15 protein-coding genes are annotated in these 17,363 nt (G+C 66.3%); 1 reads left to right on the plus strand and 14 read right to left on the minus strand.

Features of this window, described 5'->3' with window-relative positions; translation table 11 throughout:
* Window positions 1–36: 36 nt before the first annotated feature.
* From FBY30_RS03090 to FBY30_RS03125, 8 genes are read right to left on the minus strand one after another with little or no spacing between them, the layout of a single operon-like run.
* Complete coding sequence (locus FBY30_RS03090) at window positions 37–1,464, minus strand: mannitol dehydrogenase family protein (RefSeq protein ID WP_235009316.1); 1,428 nt, start codon at window positions 1,462–1,464, stop codon at window positions 37–39.
* Window positions 1,461–2,864, minus strand: a complete 1,404-nt coding sequence (uxaC, locus tag FBY30_RS03095) for a glucuronate isomerase (protein ID WP_142131190.1) — start codon at window positions 2,862–2,864, stop codon at window positions 1,461–1,463. The genes FBY30_RS03090 and uxaC overlap by 4 nt, the downstream gene beginning before the upstream one ends.
* Before the next feature lie 3 nt (window positions 2,865–2,867).
* Window positions 2,868–3,773, minus strand: a complete 906-nt coding sequence (locus FBY30_RS03100) for a sugar phosphate isomerase/epimerase family protein (RefSeq protein WP_142131191.1) — start codon at window positions 3,771–3,773, stop codon at window positions 2,868–2,870.
* A gap of 4 nt (window positions 3,774–3,777) precedes the next feature.
* Window positions 3,778–4,941, minus strand: a complete 1,164-nt coding sequence (locus FBY30_RS03105; RefSeq protein WP_142131192.1) for a Gfo/Idh/MocA family protein — start codon at window positions 4,939–4,941, stop codon at window positions 3,778–3,780.
* A complete protein-coding gene (locus FBY30_RS03110; protein WP_142131193.1) occupies window positions 4,938–5,786 on the minus strand; it encodes a sugar phosphate isomerase/epimerase family protein in 849 nt (282 codons plus the stop codon). Before FBY30_RS03110 ends, FBY30_RS03105 begins: the two co-directional genes overlap by 4 nt.
* A 2-nt stretch (window positions 5,787–5,788) precedes the next feature.
* Complete coding sequence (locus tag FBY30_RS03115) at window positions 5,789–6,712, minus strand: carbohydrate ABC transporter permease (RefSeq protein ID WP_142131194.1); 924 nt, start codon at window positions 6,710–6,712, stop codon at window positions 5,789–5,791.
* Entirely contained in the window at window positions 6,709–7,719 is a 1,011-nt protein-coding gene (locus FBY30_RS03120) for a carbohydrate ABC transporter permease (protein ID WP_142131195.1), read from the minus strand. Before FBY30_RS03120 ends, FBY30_RS03115 begins: the two co-directional genes overlap by 4 nt.
* Before the next feature lie 6 nt (window positions 7,720–7,725).
* Window positions 7,726–9,084: an ABC transporter substrate-binding protein gene (locus tag FBY30_RS03125; protein ID WP_200830625.1), complete on the minus strand. Its 1,359-nt coding sequence runs from the start codon at window positions 9,082–9,084 to the stop codon at window positions 7,726–7,728.
* Between the two features lie 220 nt (window positions 9,085–9,304).
* Between FBY30_RS03125 and FBY30_RS03130 the strand changes: the two genes are divergently transcribed.
* Window positions 9,305–10,357, plus strand: coding sequence for a LacI family DNA-binding transcriptional regulator (locus FBY30_RS03130; RefSeq protein ID WP_142131196.1), 1,053 nt, complete (start codon window positions 9,305–9,307; stop codon window positions 10,355–10,357).
* Here the strand turns inward: FBY30_RS03130 and FBY30_RS03135 are convergent, their stop codons facing one another.
* The 6 genes from FBY30_RS03135 to FBY30_RS03160 all read right to left on the minus strand — a co-directional run bounded on the left by FBY30_RS03135 (window position 10,358) and on the right by FBY30_RS03160 (window position 17,192).
* The gene (locus FBY30_RS03135; protein ID WP_142131197.1) at window positions 10,358–12,076 is read right to left on the minus strand and encodes a CocE/NonD family hydrolase; all 1,719 of its coding nucleotides are present in this window, start codon (window positions 12,074–12,076) and stop codon (window positions 10,358–10,360) included.
* A complete protein-coding gene (locus tag FBY30_RS03140; protein ID WP_142131198.1) occupies window positions 12,069–13,031 on the minus strand; it encodes an MBL fold metallo-hydrolase in 963 nt (320 codons plus the stop codon). The genes FBY30_RS03135 and FBY30_RS03140 overlap by 8 nt, the downstream gene beginning before the upstream one ends.
* Window positions 13,028–13,963, minus strand: a complete 936-nt coding sequence (locus tag FBY30_RS03145) for an alpha/beta hydrolase (protein WP_142131199.1) — start codon at window positions 13,961–13,963, stop codon at window positions 13,028–13,030. Before FBY30_RS03145 ends, FBY30_RS03140 begins: the two co-directional genes overlap by 4 nt.
* Before the next feature lie 3 nt (window positions 13,964–13,966).
* A complete protein-coding gene (locus FBY30_RS03150) occupies window positions 13,967–15,109 on the minus strand; it encodes an FAD-dependent oxidoreductase (RefSeq protein WP_142131200.1) in 1,143 nt (380 codons plus the stop codon).
* A 62-nt stretch (window positions 15,110–15,171) separates the two neighbouring features.
* Entirely contained in the window at window positions 15,172–16,125 is a 954-nt protein-coding gene (locus tag FBY30_RS03155; protein WP_142131201.1) for a phosphotriesterase, read from the minus strand.
* A gap of 38 nt (window positions 16,126–16,163) precedes the next feature.
* Window positions 16,164–17,192 (minus strand): phosphotriesterase, encoded by a 1,029-nt coding sequence (locus FBY30_RS03160; protein WP_235009317.1) that lies wholly within the window; start codon window positions 17,190–17,192, stop codon window positions 16,164–16,166.
* Between the last annotated feature and the right edge of the window lie 171 nt (window positions 17,193–17,363).

Here is a 17,363-nt window from a genome sequence, read left to right on the forward strand (position 1 = left end):
GGGGTTTAACTGTTCCTTCTAAGCGTTCGAGCAGGTTTAAAGAGGGGTGGAAGCGGCGGTCCGGGTTGCGATGGATCCGCACAGCCCGTGGACCAGGGAAACAATGCCGGGGTCGTCGGCGATGTCGGCGCTGACCAGGCCGAGCAGGGCCTGGACCCTTTCGCTGCCCTCAAGCGCGTTGGCAGCGTGGACGTCAGCGGCCAGCGGGTCCTGGAAGTCCTGGGTGGCAGCTACGTAGTCGATCCAGGCGGCAAGCATCAGGGCGGCCCCGCTGCCGGTCCGTCCGCTGGCCCGCTCCGCCGTCATCACGGGGACGGCACGCATGCGGAGCTTGGTGGTGGCATCGGCAGCGATCTGGGCAAGGCGGTGGGCGATCCGGGCGTTTCCGAACCGCTCCAGCAGGGCCCGCCGGTAGGCGGGGATGTCCAGTCCTGCAGCCTGCAGGTGGTGTGCGGCCTCGTCCCAGAAGTCCTCCACGGCCTTCCGGCAGGCCGGGTCTGACAGGGCATCGGCCACGGTGGCGTGCCCACGGAGCTGCCCGGCATACGCCAGGATCGAATGCGAGCCGTTGAGGAGCCACAGCTTGCGGTTCTCGTACGGTTCAATGTCGTCAACCACGACGGCGCCCGCGTCCTCCCAGCGTGGACGCCCGGCCGGGAAATCCCCGCTGAGCACCCAGTTGCGGAAAGGTTCGGCCACCACAGGCGAGCTGTCGGTGTAACCGCACTGCTCCGCCACTTCCGCCACGTCTTCCTCGGTGGTCCGGGGGGTGATCCGGTCCACGGAAGTACTCACGAAGCTGACGTTCGCTTCGATCCACTCCGCCAGGCCGGAGCCCCATCCCGATGCCAGACCCAGGACGGCGCGGCGGGCCACCTCACCGTTGGCGGACAGGTTGTCACAGCTGACGACGGCGATCGGTCCCGCGCCGCTGTCGCGGCGCCTGGCGAGGGCCAGCACCAGGCGGCCCAACGGCGTGCCGGGCACTCCGGCCTCCCCGGACGCCGCTGCCGACAGCGCGCGGAGGTCATCCGCCACACCGGGAGCGCCGGCGTCGAACGTTCCATCTGCCGCAAGCCCGTACGCAGCCTCGGTGATGGTCAGCGTGACCAGTGCGGTCTCCTTTGCGGCGACAAGCTCGCAAAGCCGGCCCACGTCCGCCCCGTCCACCGCCTCGACGATGCTCCCGATCACTTCGAAGCTGTCGCCGCCTGCAGAGCGTTCCACCAGGGTGTAAAGGCAATCCTGGGCGGAAAGCGCCTCCGCAGCGTCCGGACGGCGGCCGGTGAACGCCGCGATCCCCCACTCCGCCGCGTCAGGGGCGTGCTGGGTGTACCAGGCCTGGTGGGATCGGTGGAACGCCCCCAGGCCAAGGTGCACGATGCGCACCGGAGCTTTAGGCAGCGGCTTCAGGCTGCGGTCCAGGACAGGAAGTGAGCCCAGTGCAGGCGGCGCGGCATTCACAGCTTGAACACCCGCCGTGGCGATGCGTCGATGACGTCCACGATCAATTCATGCGCCCGCTCCTCGGTGATCCGGTGTTCAGCCACCAGGCGTGCCAGGAATGATGCCTCGATCCGGCGGGCGGTGTCATGCCGGGCAGGGATGGAGCAGAACGCCCGGGTGTCGTCGATAAAGCCCGAGGACCGGGAGAAGCCCGCCGTCTCCGTCACCGCCGACCGGAAGCGCAGCATCGCGTCCGGAGCATCCAGGAACCACCACGGAGCGCCCAGGTAGACCGAGGGGTAGAACCCGGCAAGCGGAGCGAGTTCCCGCGAGAACACTGTCTCGTCCAGGGTGAACAGGACCAGGTGGAAGTCCTTGGCCGTCCCGAAGTCCTGCAGCAGCGGCCGCACGGCCTCGGTGTAGTTCACGGCCACGGGGATGTCGTGGCCGGTGTCCGCGCCGAAGGCCTCGAACGTGGGCGCGTGGTGGTTGCGGAACGAACCCGGGTGGATGGTCATGACCAACCCGTCCTCCACCGACATCCGCGCCATCTGGTAGATCATGTGCGCTTCGAAGGCGTCCCTGTCCGCAGCAGTCTCCTGCCCCGTCCGGCCGCGCTCGAAAAGCCGCTCCGCCTCGCCGTCGTCCAGTTTCAGCGTGGTGGGCGTGAACACGCCGTGGTCCGCGGACACCGCGCCGCGCTCCACGAAGTGGCGCCGGCGTGCCTCGAGGGCTTTGATGTACCCCGCGTAGCCGGAGGCGCCGTCCCCGGCAGCTCCGATGAGGCGCTCCACGTTGTCCTGCCAGGCCGGGTGCGCCATGTTCAGGTACTGGTCCGGCCGGAAGGTGGGCAGCACCCGGGCGGCGAACGAGGGGTCATTGTGCAGGGCAGCGTGGCTGTCCAGCGAGTCCAGGGGATCATCGGTGGTGGCGAGTACCTCGATGTTGAATTCCTTGAACAGCTCGCGCGGCCGGAAGCCCGGCTCCGAAAGCTTGGCCTGCAGGGCATCGTAGAGCCGGTCCGCGTTGTCCGCGGATGGCTCCCCGCTGATGCCGAAAACGTGAGCGAACTCCTGCCGGATCCAGTAACCGGACGCCGTTCCCTCGAAATTGGGCCAAGCCTCGCAAAAGTGGCGCCACACCTGCCGTGAATCGGCAGGCGTGCTGCCGAGCCCCAGCTGGTCCATGGGCACCCCGCCGGCGTGGATCAGCCGGGTGACGTAGTGGTCCGGAGTGACCAGGAGCGCGGCGGGGTCAGGGAAGGGGGTGTTCTGCTCGATGACCGCCGCGTCCACGTGCCCGTGGGGAGAGATGATCGGCAGCCCCTCCACCTTTTTGAAAAGCGACCGCGCGATCTCCCGGACGCCGGGATCAGCCGGCAGCAGCCGGTCCGGGTGGTCCGCTATTGGCTGGCCCATGGCTCACCGCCTCCCTGCCGCGACGGAGAGCCCTGCCAGGGCGGCCGTGGAGCGCAGGTAGTCAAGGTTGTCCGCGGTCCGTTCGGCCAACGGGAGCTCGGTGGAGAAGTCCTCCACGGTCACCCATCCGTCATAGCCGAAGGCCGCGAGCGCCTTGAAGTACTGCAGCACGCTGCCCTGGCCGGAACGGAGCGGAGCCCATTCGTTGCGGTAGACGGCGGCACCGGACTCATCGGTTTCCCCGCTGTTGACCCAAACCGCGTTCTTGACGTGCACATGGGCCAGGTAGTCGCCCAGGAGCTCGAAGGCGGGCAGGTAATCCTCTTGCCCTTCAATGAGGAGGTTGCCAAGGTCATGGATGACGCCTACGTGCCGCGGATCCAGTCCGTCCAGCAGCCGCAGGGCGGAGGACGCGGAGGCGGTGATGGTCCGGTGATGCAGTTCCACCAGCGCCTTCACCCCGTGGTGTGCTGCCCGCTCGGCGATCCACTCGAAGTCACGCCGGGCTGCCGTGAAGAGCTCCGGGTAGGGCGTACCGCTGGCAGGTTCGTTCCCCCATGCCGCGGTTCCCAGCGGAAGCGTGGTTACCCTGACCTTCTCCGCACCCAGCCTGGCCGTAGCGGCGAGCATCCGGTCCACGTCCGCATGGTTGTCGCACCGCGCGTAGCCGCCGATTCCGGAAAACTCCAGCCCCGCCCCGCTGGTAAGGGAGGCGATGCGGTCCAGGTGGTCCTCCATTCCCGTGAGCGGGATGGTGGCCCTGTTGCCGGCCCAGAAGCCAGGTGCTGCGGCGTCAGCCTGGTCCGTGATGCGCCATTCGACGCCGTCCCAGCCCTGGTCGGCGAGGTGCTTCACTGCCTCTTCCGGAGTCCAGTCGGGGGTTGATGCCGTGAATACTGAAAACTTCATGATGTCAGGCGCTTTCTGCCGCGGAGCTGCCGGTGCGGACTTCAAGGTCGTTGTACTTCCCTGCAAGGACGTCGTCGAAGAGGACGGGCTGGCCCAGGGTGGCCGAGACGTAGACGGAGCGCACGGCCGCGAGCGCGTTGACGGCGTCGCTGACGGTGACCCCGGGCTGCCGTCCGCCGGCGATGGCGGCCAGGATGTCCCGGTATTGCCGCACGTGGCCGGCGGGGTAGGTGGTGGGGTCCGCGGCCTTGTAGTCCTCCACCGGGTACTTGGCCAGTTCCTGGTCGGCCTGGTTGCCGCCGCCCTGGAGGCCCATGTCCGCCGACTCGCCGCCGGCGTCCTTGCTGTGGAAGTACTGCAGCCGGTCGTTGTCCACCACGGCCGATCCTTCGGATCCCATGAGCTGGACGCGGACGGTCAGCCCGGGATAGGCGGAGGTGGTGGCGTGCAGGACTGCCAGTCCGCCGTTTTCAAAGGTGACCGTGGCTACGGCGGTGTCCTCCACTTCGATGCGCTCGTGCGCCAGCAGGGCGGTGTGCGCGTGGATTTCCACGGGGCGTCCCATGAACCACAGGAGCAGGTCCACGGTGTGGACCCCCTGGTTCATCAGGGCACCGCCGCCGTCCATGGCCCACGTGCCGCGCCAGTCGCCGGAGTCGTAGTAGCCCTGGCTGCGCCACCAGGCAACCGAAGCGATAGCCGAGGTGAGCCGGCCGAACCGGCCCTTGGCGATGGCGTCGGCCACAGCCACGCTGGACTGGTCGAACCGGTGCTGGCTGATCACCGAGGCGATGATCCCCTTTTCCGCGGCCTCCTTTGCTGCGGCTTCGATCTCCTGGGCCCGGGTGAGGTCCACGTCGAGTGGCTTTTCGATCACGACGTGCTTGCCGGCGGCCAGGACCTCCAGGCCCTGCTGGATGTGCAGGCCACTGGGCGTTGCCAGTGCCACGAGGTCGATGTCTTCCGCCGCGAAGGCCTCCGCCAGGGTGCTGAACTGCGGCGGCCGCGGGCCGCCCTGCTTCTCGATGAAATCGGCCAGGGCCTCGGCGGCGGCAGGGATGGCGTCGACGAGGGCGACGATCCGTACCTCCGGGAACTGCTGCAGGGCTACGGCGTGGGTGCGGCCAATGACGCCGCATCCGGTGATGGCTACGTTCAAGGTGCTCATGCGGTCTGGACTCCTGCTTCTGCGGTGACTTTTGCGAAGGCGCGTGCTGCAATGCCGAAGGCGGTGGGGCCGGAGAACCCGCCCAGTCCGTGGGCCCCGGCCAGGTGCGGCTCCAGGGAAGCGAAGCCCTGGTAGCCGTCGGCCTTGAGGGCCTCCACGGTCTTCAGCAGGTCCCCGTCCCCTTCACCGGCCGGCGTGACGTGGCCGTTGGAGAACAGGGCGTCCTTGACCTGCAGGTACTCCAGGTGCGGGCGCAGCTTGGCGTACCCTTCGTCGAAGGGCTTGACCCCCACCTGGACGAAGTTTGCCGCATCCCAGGCAACCTTGAGGGCGGGCGAGTTGACGGTCTCGATGATGTCCAGGACCCGGTCCGGAACGTCTCCGAAAATGTCCTTTTCGTTTTCGTGGAGGAGGACCACGCCGGCTTCCTCCGCCACATCGGCGAGGGCGCGCATGCGTTCGATGACGGCGTCGCGGATGCTTTCCACCTGCACGGACTCGCCGTAGTAGAAGGAGAAGATCCGGATGTACTTGGCGTCCAGGACCTTGGCGGCGTTGACCGCCCGGCGCACGCGCTCCACCTCGTGCTCCACGGGCAGGCTGACGTCCACCTTCCCGATGGGGGAAGCGATGGCGGAGACCTTCATGCCTTTCTCCGACAGCAGGGACGCGAGGGCCTGGAGCTGTTCGTCGCTGAGGTCCACGATGTTGGTGCCCCATGCGCTGCGGACCTCGATGTGGTTGGCGCCGAGGGCCTGCAGCACTGCGATCTGGACTGCGGGGTCGTCGTCGATCTCATCGCCGAAGCCTGACAGCTGCCACGTGACCTGGGTGGTCGAAACCATGGTTATTTAACTCCTCCGGCGGTCAGCCCGCCTACTAGGTAACGCTGGAAAATCAGGTAAAGAATGACCACGGGAGCGGCACACACCAGCGCCGCCGCCATCATCTGGCCGTAGTAGGGAATGGCGCCGCCTTCCTGGGAGGCACCAAAGATCTGAAGTGCGACGGCGGCGGTCTGGCTTTCGGGGCGCGTCATCACCGAGGCGAACAGCACGTCATTCCAGCCGAGCAGGAACGCGAAGATGCCGGAGACAACGATGCCGGGCCAGCTGAGCGGCAGGATGATGCGGAAAAGCACTCCAAGGTTGGAGGCGCCGTCGATCCTTGCCGCCTCTTCCAGCTCCTTGGGAAGCCCTCGGAGGTAGGTGACCATCACCCAGGTGGAGAACGGCATGGCGAACGTCAGGTAGGTGACGAACAGGCCCCACTGCGTTCCGATGACCTGGATTCCCAGGTAGGTCGCGGCCGAGGAAAACAGGACGAAGACCGGCAGCACCATCAGGGTTCCGGGCACGGACTGCAGGGCCAACAGGCCGCGGAGGATGGTGAGCCGCCCGCGGAAGGTGTAGCGCACCAGCACGAAGGCGGTGGATACGGACAGCGCGGCCGAAACCACTGCGGTGGCGCCGGCCACCAGGACGCTGTTGGCCAGACCGGTGGCAAGGCCCACGCTGGTCCAGATCTTCGAGTAGTTCTCGAACGTAACTGTCGAGGGCCAGAACTCACCGTTGGCCACCCCGATGTCCGAGTTCACCGAGGCCAGGAAGATGTACAGCACAGGGACCAGGACCAGGGCGCCCAGGAACACCAGGACGAAAATCAGCAGCGGGGTCGGGAGCAGCCGCAGCACCTCGTGCTGCCGGTGCGAGCCCGGACGGTCGACTTCAAACGTTGGCGCGCTCTGCCGGGTGGCTGTCGTGGCGCTCATTTCCTGCCTCCTGGTGTTTCGGCGTCGTCAAGTTTGACGGCGCGGAGGTAGACGAACAGCGGGATGGCGATGAGCACCAGGGAGATGAAGGCCATCGCGGCGCTCAGGCCAAAGCGGAAGCTCTGGAAGCTGGTGACGTACGTCAGGATGGGCAGGACTTCGACGTCAGCCGGGGCCGGGACGCCGAACAGCACGAATGGGAGGGTGAAGTTGTTGATGTGGTGCAGCATCCCGATCAGGAAGGCCAGCGCCAGCGGGCCCTTCAGGTAGGGGAAGACCACGTACCGCAACTTGTTCCACCACAGCGCACCGTCCAGGGCCGAAGCTTCGTGCACTTCGTGGTCCACGGACTGCAGGCCGGACAGCGCCAGCAGGTAGATGAACGGCCAGGAGGCCCAGATCTGCACCAGGACCAGCGTCCAGAAGGTCTGCGGACCGTTGAGCCACAGCCCAACGTGGATGCCCACGGTCCCCAACGCCTCGTCCACGATTCCGCCGGGCTGGAGCATGGTCCGCCAGACGGTGGCCACCACGAAGGATGGGAGGACGTACGGGATCAGGAAGATCGAGCGGATCACTGCCCGCCCCTTGAAGGCGTTCTGGGTGGCCACCGCGGCGGCGATGCCAAGCGGCAGCGTCACCACCATGGCCAGGAACGAGTAGCTGACGCTGAGCCAGACGGCGTGCAACAGCGGCGAAGCAGTGACAGCTTCAACGAAGTTTTCAGCTCCGATGACCGGTGCACTGATCCACTTCCGCAGGGTGTACTGGTCCAGGTTGAGGACCGACATGTAGATGCCCAGCAGGAGCGGGAGCACGATGATAATGATCATCAGGGCCCCGCCGGGGATCAGCATCCAGAGCGGCCGGTTGCGTTCGCTCAGTCCCTTGCGGCGCTTGCCGCCCTTGTGGCCGGGCTGCTGCCCGGCCACGTCTGTGTTCCGGGGCGCCCGGCTTGCGGCGGTCTCCGCCGCAAGCCGGACTTCATGAGAGGCGTCAGTTGACATCAGGACTTATCCTTTGGAGGCGCGGTCCAGGGATGCCTGGCCCTTGTTCTGGGCGTCCTTGATCCTTTGGTCCAGGGCAGAGTCGTCCACCTTGCCCGCGGCCAGGTCCGGAATGGACTGGACGGTGACATTCAGGAGTGCGAGCTGGATATCGCCCCAGGCACCGGTAAAGGGTGTCGCCTTGGACTTGGCAGCGGCGTCAGCCATCGGCTTGAGCTTCGGATCGGTCAGGCTGGCGAGGGCCTCGGCGTTGGCCGGCAAGTCGCCGAAGATCTTCTGGTAGTTCAACTGCTCATCCTTGGACGTGATCAGCTTGATGTAGGCGAACGCGAGGTCCTTCTGCTTGGAGTAGTCGGCCACCACGAGGTTGTCACCGGAGAGGATGCTCGCGGCGTCGCCATCGGACTTGGACTGGGTCTCACCCGGGGGGACGGTGGGCATCAGCGTGTACTCGTACTTGCCGGCTATGGCCGACTTATCGAGCGTCGGAATAGAGGTGCCGGTGGTCATCATCAGGTAGCCGGCCTTGCCGCTGGCAAAGGCTGCCACGGCATTGCTGTTGCTCCAGCCGACGGAAGCAGGGTCAACAACCTTGTCGTCGGTGAGCCAGCCGAAGTAAGTCTGGTACGCCTTCTTGACTGCGGGATCGTCCAACTTCAGTTTGTTTCCGTCAACCAGGGGGTTGCCGGCCTGCACGGACATGGCCCAGATGAACTTCCAGGGATCGTAGTTGTCCTTGTAGCCGGTGGCGATGCCGTAGGTATCACCCTTGGTCATCTTCTTTGCCTGGGCTGCCAGTTCGTCCCAGGTGGTGGCGGGCTTGTCGATGCCGGCCGCTGCCAGCAGGTCCTTGTTGTAAGCCATCACGAACGGACGGCTCACGAAGGGGATGCCTGCCTGGTGGTCCTTGTCCGGACCGGAAATACCGAGGGCGGCGGGGTTGAAGCGGTCCTTGCCGCCTACTGCCTTCCAGTCATCATCCGAGAGGGTGACGAATGCCTTGGTGGCGTAGGCCGTAGGCGTGAACGTTGTGCCGAGTCCATAAATGTCAGGTCCCTGGCCTGATACCACCGAGGTCTGGATCCGGGTGAGCTCGTCATTGGCGGAGGCGAAGGTCTCAAATTTCACGTCGGCGCCGGTCTCAGCCTTGAACTTGGCGGCGATGTCGCTTTGCCACTGCTTCTGCTGTTCGGGGTACTGGGCCAGGACGCCTGTCAGGACACTGAGGGTCTTGCCCGTTCCGTCCACCTTCCCGCCGGCGTTGGAACCTCCGCCGCTTCCGGAGCCTCCGGACCCACAACCGGTCAGGGCGAGTGCTGCAGCCGTGACAATTGCCGCGAGCCCAGTAGTCGATTTAAACCTCATTGTTTTTCTCCTCTTGGACACCCGCATGGCCACATCCGTCCTGTGGCGGAGATCACTGCAGGCGACTCGAGATTCAGTCTAGGAAGATGGCAAGTTGGTGGCAAGCGGTTGCCAAAAGTTGCCAAAAATGCTCATATAGGTGCATCAGGAATCCAGCGGCGAGTAGCCTTGGGAGCCCCATTTGGCTGGCTTTGCCGGTCCGCGAGGAAAGGCCGCAGCGATGGCAGACCCGACAATAAAGGCGTCACGCCCGCCGGGCTTTGGCGCCGGCGCCCAGCGGGACCGGCCGCCCACCATCCGCGACGTTGCCGAGCTCGCAGGCGTTGCCACCTCCACCGTCTCACGTGCCCTGGCCCGGCCGGACCGGGTGAATCCCCGCACCCGCCTGCGGATCGAAGAGGCTGCCGCCCAGCTCAACTACGTGCCCAGCTCCCAGGCACGCGGGCTCAGTTCGGGGCGGACCAACGCCGTGGCCGTCCTGGTGCCCGACATCACCAACCCGTTCTACTTCGACATCATCCGCGGCACGCAGCACCAGCTCAAGGCCGCCGGTGTCACCCAGCTCCTGGTGGACACAGAGGAGTCCAGCGAGATGGAACTGGACGCGCTCCACAAGATGCGGAAATCCGCGGACGGGTTCATCCTTGCTGCCTCGCGCCTGTCGGATGCCCAGCTTGCGGAGGTCTCGCAATCACAGCCCCTGGTGACGTTCAACCGGGCTTCCACCAGCGCCCCGACAGTGATGATCGATACGCCGTCGGCCATCATCCAGGCGCTGGAACACCTGGCCTCGCTGGGACATCACAAAGTTTGCTACGTCGCCGGACCGCCAACCTCGTGGTCCAACCAAATGCGGTGGAAGGTCTTCGAAGAGGACGCCACCAAGCGCGGAATGGAGGTGCACCGCATTGGCCCGTACACCCCCAAGACCACATCAGGGGCTGCGGCAGCCGACGCAGCGGTCAGGACCGGGGCAACGGCCTGCATCGTTTTCAATGACCTGCTGGCCATCGGTATGCTGCAGCGCCTGCAGGCCCGCGGCATCCGGGTCCCCCAGGACATGAGCATCATCGGATCGGACGACATCTTCGGCGCAGACTTCTGCAACCCGCCACTGACCACCATCTCCAGCCCCATCGAACAGGCGGGCAGGGTGGCCGTTTCCATGCTGTTGGCCCAGCTCAACCCGCTGCCGGGAAGCGCCGCCCGTCAACTGGCCGTCATGCCCACGCACCTCACCATCCGGGAATCGACGGGACCCGCGCCGGCCTGATCAGTCCACGGTGAAGGGCAGGACCAGGCGGGACCGGTGGTGGGCGTCACGGTAGATCTTGTGCGTGACCGGCCTACCCACCGGGAGGTGGAATGCGTCCGGCGGCAGCAGTGAATTGTGCTCATCCGCGAGCGGCTCGCCGTTGGAGAGCTCCACGACCAACCGGTGCCCGGGGTTGAAGGTGTTCGCGAACGGGTAGAGGCGGACCACGTATTCCTCGATCCTCCCCGGCTCCACCGGCACCGCGCGGGTGTGCGGGTGGTAGGGGTTGCCATCGCTGGTCCGCTCCGAATCGAGCTCGCGGTGCGAAGCCTTCAGATAACCCGTGGTGATGAGCTGCCGCTTCCCGTTTGGGGCCGTGTCCCAGAGACGGAGGATGAAGTTGGTGTCCGGCTGGTCGATCTCGGCGAAAATGTGGGCAGCGCCGGCCCCGATCATCTCAGTGGGTTCTTCAAAGGTTTCGGTGCTCCAGCTGATGATCTGCACTTTGTCGGTGACCGTCAGCGGCGCCTGGTAGAAACCGTCGGGCGCGGCATGTTCGGTACCCATCAGCTCGGGTTCGGTGGAGAGCTTGTGCCGGGGGCGCAGGTAGAGGGCCCGGTAGTCAATGTCCTTGGGCGGCCATGCTTCGGCGGTCACCACGTCCCGGGAACCTTCCACGAAGACGGACACCGCGGGTTCGTCCATCACCCCGTTGTCGATGCCCTTGATCCAGTAGTCGTACCACCGGAACATCTTGTCGTGCTCTTCGATGAAGGGCCGGGACTGCATGGGCGGGTACGGGCCGATGTCCAGCTTTTTCGGCCCCTGGAGCGCGTTGAACAGCTCAATGGTGCCGTCCAGCGTCCAGCCGCGGCCCTGGTCCAGCTGCAGCCACACCGGAATGTCGATGTTCGGGGCCAGGGTGATGGGATTGCGCTCTTCGTACCAGTCGCCGTCGAGCTCGTTCATGACGATGTCGAACCACGCCTCATGGTTCGTGGGGTAGTTCAGGAGGTGGACCAGGTTGGGCCAGGCGGCTACGTCCGGGTCCTGCAGCCGCTTTGCTACGAGCTCTTTGAGTTCTTCCGGGGAGTACTTCTCCACCATCCGGGACTTGACCCGGTCCGTGAAGGCCCAGCCGGAGTCCCCTCCCCTGCCCTCACGCGCGGCGCGGGGCATGAACCACATGACGCCGCCGTGGTAGGTGGTTTCGTAGAAGTCGTAGTGGCCGCCGGAGACGAAGATGGCCTTCAGGTGCGGCGGCCGTTCGGCGGCGGCGAGGACCTGCATGGAGCCGAAGTAGGAGATGCCCACCATGCCCACGTTGCCGTCGCACCAGGGCTGCTGCGCCACCCACTCGATGAAGTCGTAGGCGTCCTGGCCCAGGGACACTCCCCCGGCGTTGTAGTTGCCGATGTGCTCGCCGCCGGAGTGCCCGGAACCGCGCAGGTCGCCGATGACGTGGACGTAGTCTTCCTTGACGATCCGGGCGATGTCGCCGGCCTCGATGCAGCCGTCCCACATGGGGCTGGGCCGGCGCTGCGGCGGGGTGGTCAGGGCCAGTGCCTGCAACTCCTTCCCGTACGGGCTCAATGCCACCAGCGCAGGCCGCGGCTTGTCATCGGTGCCTTGATAGGCGTCGGCGGCAAGCTCAACCCCGTCCCGCATGGGGACGCGCAGGTCCTTGCGGACGGCAATTTTCTGCCCGCCGGCGTCGATCGTCTGGTACTCAGCCATGGTTGCGAACGCTCCTCTGGAAAGACGTGGTGGTGGACTGGGTGCGGTAGCCGTTCATCGTGGTGAAGAACGGCGAGGGCTCAAGGGTGGGGTCGCCGTCGTATTCAAGCTCCCGGGCAACAGGCTCGAACGGCGAGTATGGGGACTGGGTCTGGTGGAGGCCGGCGGCCAGGCAGCCGCAGGCGGCCCCGCCCACCCGGGCCTCGATGGCCAGGCTCTCCGTGAGGGCCTCGTGCGCCTGGTCTTCGTCCAGCTCCACACCGTAGGGCGCCCCGTCCGAACGGCGGTATGGGTGCCCCAGGTACAGGTGCCGCGGGCGGACCTCGTCGCGAAGGTACTCCAGGCTGGACCGGTAGCCGGCCGGGTCCACGTAGCCGGGGAACCCATTGGCCGCACCGTGGACCTGCACGGCGTCGCCAACGAAGACGTCATTCTGGCCGTCAATGACGTAGGCCACCGACCCCGGTGTGTGGCCCGGAACCGGGTGGACGGACACGGTGACGCGGCCGCCAAGGGAAATGGTTTCCCCGCCGCGGACCAGCATGGACGGCTCCATCTCCCCCGAGATGACGGCGTTTGTCGCAGCAACCTGCTTGGCCTCGCCCTCCGGATCCTGCAGGTACCGGCCCCGCCCGGAAAGGTACTCCTCAACGTGTGACCGGCGTGAGCGGAGCATAGGGGCGTCGGCCTCGTGGATGACTACCTTGGCGCGCCGGCCGGTGAGCTCCCACAGCGCGTGCGCGCCGCCGATGTGGTCGATGTGTCCGTGGGTAAGCAGGATCCAGCGGACGTCCTCGATGCGGCGGCCGATGGCCTCCAGTGCCGGCGCCATTCCCTCCGCGGGGGACGACGCGATTCCGGTGTCCACGATGGCCGGCTCCGGAGCGTCGATGAAGAAGCTGTACAGCCCAAACCTGCCCCAGGGAGACACCAGGGGGTGGACCGCCGCCGTCATTCCGCTGCCTTTGGGGCGGGGGCCAGGAACTCGGCGGCCTCCTCGAATGCCCGGTAATACTCGGGGATCCAGGAGAAGTTCTGGACGAAGCCGTGGTTTGCCCCGGCGTACCGGCTGACGGTGGCGGGAACACCGGCCTCCTCCAGCCGCCGGCCATACTGTTCACCCTCGTCCCGCAGGGGGTCGTGCTCGGCGGTGATGATGAGCGCAGCGGGCAGGCCGGTGAGGTCCTGCCGCTTGATCGGTGAGACGAGGGGATCTGCCGGGTCCGCCCCGCTGTCGAGGTAGAACGCGTTGAACGGCTTGAGGCCTGCCGTCTCCAGCCCGTACCCTTCCGCGTTTTCGCGCATCGAAGGGTAGCGGTCCGCATCGAAGTCCAGGTCCAGGGAGGGGTAGAACAGGATTTGGTGGGTGATGCCGGGGAAGCCGTCGTCATGGGCCATGGCAGTGACGACGGCGGCGAAGTTGGCGCCCGAGCTGTCGCCGGCGACGGCAAGGTCCCCGTTCCAGCCCAGGGCTTCGCCTTCGGTAGCCGCCCAGCGAACCACGCCATAGCAGTCCTCCAGCCCTGCCGGGAACGCCGCTTCCGGGGCCAGCCGGTAGCCCACCGAGATGACCTTGCGGCCGGTCTCCTTGGCGAGCGAGCGGGCCACATGATCGTGGGTGTCCAGGCTTCCCAGGAAGAAGGCGCCGCCGTGGAAGTACACCAGCAGTCCAAAAGTGTCCGCGTCCGTGGGGGTGTAGATGCGGACGGGCACGTCACCTGCCGGGGTCCGTGCCGTGGCGTCGACGACGGCGTGCGGCGGCAGGCGCTTTTCCGCGGGCTGGACCTGGGCTGCTTCGCCCGCACGCAGGGCCTGCGGATCCAGCGGCGAACCGTCCGGGGTGGGCAGGGTGCCGAGGACCTTGGCGATTTCGGGGTGGATGGTCATGGGTCAAGCCTTCACGGTTTCGGCGGGCTCGTGCGGAGCAGGCTTCTGGGAGGCAGGCTTTTGACCCGGGAAGACGTCGTTGACTTCTTCCTCGCTCCAGCCCTGCCGGGAGATGCGCTGCAGCTCGTCCGTGACCGGCTTGCGGGTGGCCTGGAACAGGGCCAGCGCTTCCTTGACTGAGCCGGCCGCTGCGAGGGCGTCGGCGAGCGCTCCCGCGTCCTCGATGGCGGAGTTGGCGCCCTGGCCCTGGTGGTGGAGCATCGAGTGGGCGGCGTCTCCCATCAGCACCACCGAGTCGGTGTGCCAGGTGTCCACGGGATCGATGTCGTACACGGCGCGGACGTTGACGGTGTCCATGTCCAGGCCGCGGGCAATGCTGACGATGCGGTCATCGAAGCCTTCCACCGTTGCCAGCAGGTCGTCCTTGCTGATGGCCGGCGCCCAGGTCCCGTCGGGGTTCAGTGCCGTGATGTCGAAGGACATCTGGTTGCGGTGGCGCAGCGGCAGCAGGTAGACCTTGGTGCCCTTGCCGATGTACATCCGCAGGTTGTCGTCCACCACCATGCCGTGGGAGTCGTCGGCGGAGATCACGGCCCGGTAGGCATGCTCTCCGGAGAAGACCGGCGGTTTGCCACTGAACAGCTGCTCGCGGACCACGGACTTGATGCCGTCCGCCCCCACCACCAGGTCGGCTTCCACGGTGGTGCCATCGGCGAAGGCCAGGACGGAGGATTCCCCGTTGTCGGTGATGGACTCAAGCTTGTGGCCCAGGTGCACCATGCCTTCAGGGAGGACGCCGAGCAGGGCTTCGATGAAGTCGCCGCGGTGGATCAGGTGGGTCTGCTTCTGGTCACCGTCCTCGGGCCAGGTGTCCTTCATGATGGGGTGGCCGGTGGCGCTGAGGATTTCGAAGTAATCGCTGGGTGAGCTCACTTCGGCGATGGCGTCGAAGATTCCCCACTGGCGGAAGCGGGACATGGTGGCCGGACGCAGCCCGATGCCGGCGCCCACCTCCCGCATCCTGGAGGCTTGTTCGTACACGTTGACGGTGGCGCCCAGCAGGCTCAGGGCTTTGGCGGCGGCCGCGCCGCCGTACCCTGCGCCGACGATGGCGATGCGGAGGTTCTTGAGGTCTTCAGCCTTCATGGGGTGGGTCTCTTTCTGCAGCCCGGGCGGTGCCCGGTGGAAGGGTTGTTTTGGGCGACCGGTCAGGCCTGGAGGGACAGGAAGTCCGCCGGGTTGTCCTGGAGCAGGAGTTTGAGGGTGGCGTCGTCGATGCCGGCGGCGCGCATGTCCGGAATCATGTCCTCGAAGATGTAGTTGATGGTGTGGCCCTTGACTCCCGGCCAGCCCAGGGGGCTGCAGTTGGCGTCGGCGGAGACCAGGAGCTTGTCCGCGTAGCCCTTGTTCACGAGCTTGACGAAGTGCTCCATGCGCTCGGCACGCTTGCGGCCCCAGAAGGGCGGGTCCGGCAGTTCGAGGTCGTAGCCAAACGTGTCGAAGCCGATCCGGCCGCCCTGTTCGTAGATCCAGTCGTGCGGGGTGATGGGGGCGTTCAGGCCGTCGTCGGCGTGGCCGAAGAGCACCCGGTCCAACGGCAGGCCTTCTTCCTTGAAGATGGCCACGGCCGGTTCCGGGTCGATGGCCAGGTGGGTGAGGACCGGGGCTCCGGTGGCGACGGCGGCGCGGGCCGCGGCCCGGTAAATCCGCTTGTCCAAGTCCGTCATCCGGCCGCCGCGGCTGACGCCCACCTTGATGACGCCGGCCTTGGCACCGGTATCGCCGATGCCGACGGCGATCTCGTGGATGAAAACCTTGGCCAGGTAGTCCACGGTGGCGCGGGAAAAATGAGGCAGCGCAGTGTCGCCTCCCACGAAACCGGTGCAGGCCACGATGTTGACGCCGGTCTTCCGCGAGAGGGACTTGTAGTAGTCGATGTCGCGGCCGTTGCAGATACCGGTGGCGTCCACCATGGTGCCGCCGCCGTACTCGCGAAACTTGCGGAGCTTCGGCACCGTCTCCTCGTACGCCTGTTCGGGCGTCTTCCACCACTTGGTGTCCAGTTCGGAGCCGGGCATGCCGTAGCCGATGTGCTCGTGGACGGCCACGATTTCAAGTTCTTCGGCCGGGATGGTTCCCAGCACTGTGTTGACTTTAGTCATTGTTCTACCTCGGGTTTGGAGGGCTGATGGAAGCGTGGTCAGCGGACGGCCAGGAGGGTGCGGGGGTTGTCCACGAGAATGCGCCGGGCGTCGTCGTCGGCCAGGCCGCGGGCTTTGAGGAACGGAACGAACGTGGCCAGGACGTGGCTGAAGGGTAGGTCGTACGCCGGAAGTCCCTTCGCGACACCGATCGAGTTCCCGGAGAGGATGATCTTGTCCGTGTGCCCTGCCCTGGCGAGTTCCAAAACCAGCTCAGCCCGGCCGTGGTCAGTCAGGTAGTCCGGGTGGTCGTTCAGGCCTACGTGGTCGATGCCCACGAAGGCGCCTCGCTCGGCCACCTTGCCGGCGGCTCCTGCGGCGTCGAGGCGGTCCAGCCCGCCTACCAGCACGCGGTCCGCGGGAAGCTGCTCATCCAGGACGATGTCCAGATCATGGAGGGCATCGGCGCCGAAGCGGATGGAGACGGGCACTCCGGTTTCCCGGGCCGCCCGCGCGGATCCGCGGAACAGGCTCTCCTCCGTGGGGGTCATCCCGGCCCGGTCGGCGGCCGTAGTGATGATCCCTGCGGCGGCGCGGCGTTCAACCCGGGGGACCACCATCCCGTCGGTGACTTCCCTGGCGAAGAGGTCGCTGAACTTTTCGGCGGGCCACGGGGTGGGTGGGTTGGTCTGCGGCGTCAGGAAGTAGCCGCCGAGCTCCTCCTCGGGCCCAAGGCCGGTGGAGGCGACGATATGGACCCCGGTGGAGCGGGACAGTGCCTCGTACAGCTTGAGGTCCCTGCCGTGGAACATGCCGGTGCTGTCGACGATCGTCTGGCCGCCGTGCCGCCGGAAATCGGCGAGCTTCCCGGCGAGCGCCGCGAAGATTTCCGCCCGGTCCATTGAAATATCGGGGGCGTACTGGGCTCCCGGCAGGACGGACAGCAGCGCTTCATGGACGGCGGTGACGCCCAGCTCAGATGCGGGAACCGGGCCCAGGACGGTGTTGACGGTGCCGGGTTTTACGGTGCCCTTTTCCGCGGTGTGGACGGGGGCGCCGTGGGAATCGGCGGCCGGATGGTTTTTCACAAAGTTCTCCCTTGGATCCGGGTGCTTGGGTAGGGGTCCCGCCGAGCCCTCGCTCCGTTGCGGTGGGGTCAGCATCACACAATTCTTTACATAGTGTCAAGAAAACTTTCATTGAGCATTTTCCTTGACACTGTGTAATAGATCACTACAGACTGTTGGGAACACCACTCA

Source organism: Arthrobacter sp. SLBN-83 (assembly GCF_006715285.1).
GTDB lineage: Bacteria > Actinomycetota > Actinomycetes > Actinomycetales > Micrococcaceae > Arthrobacter.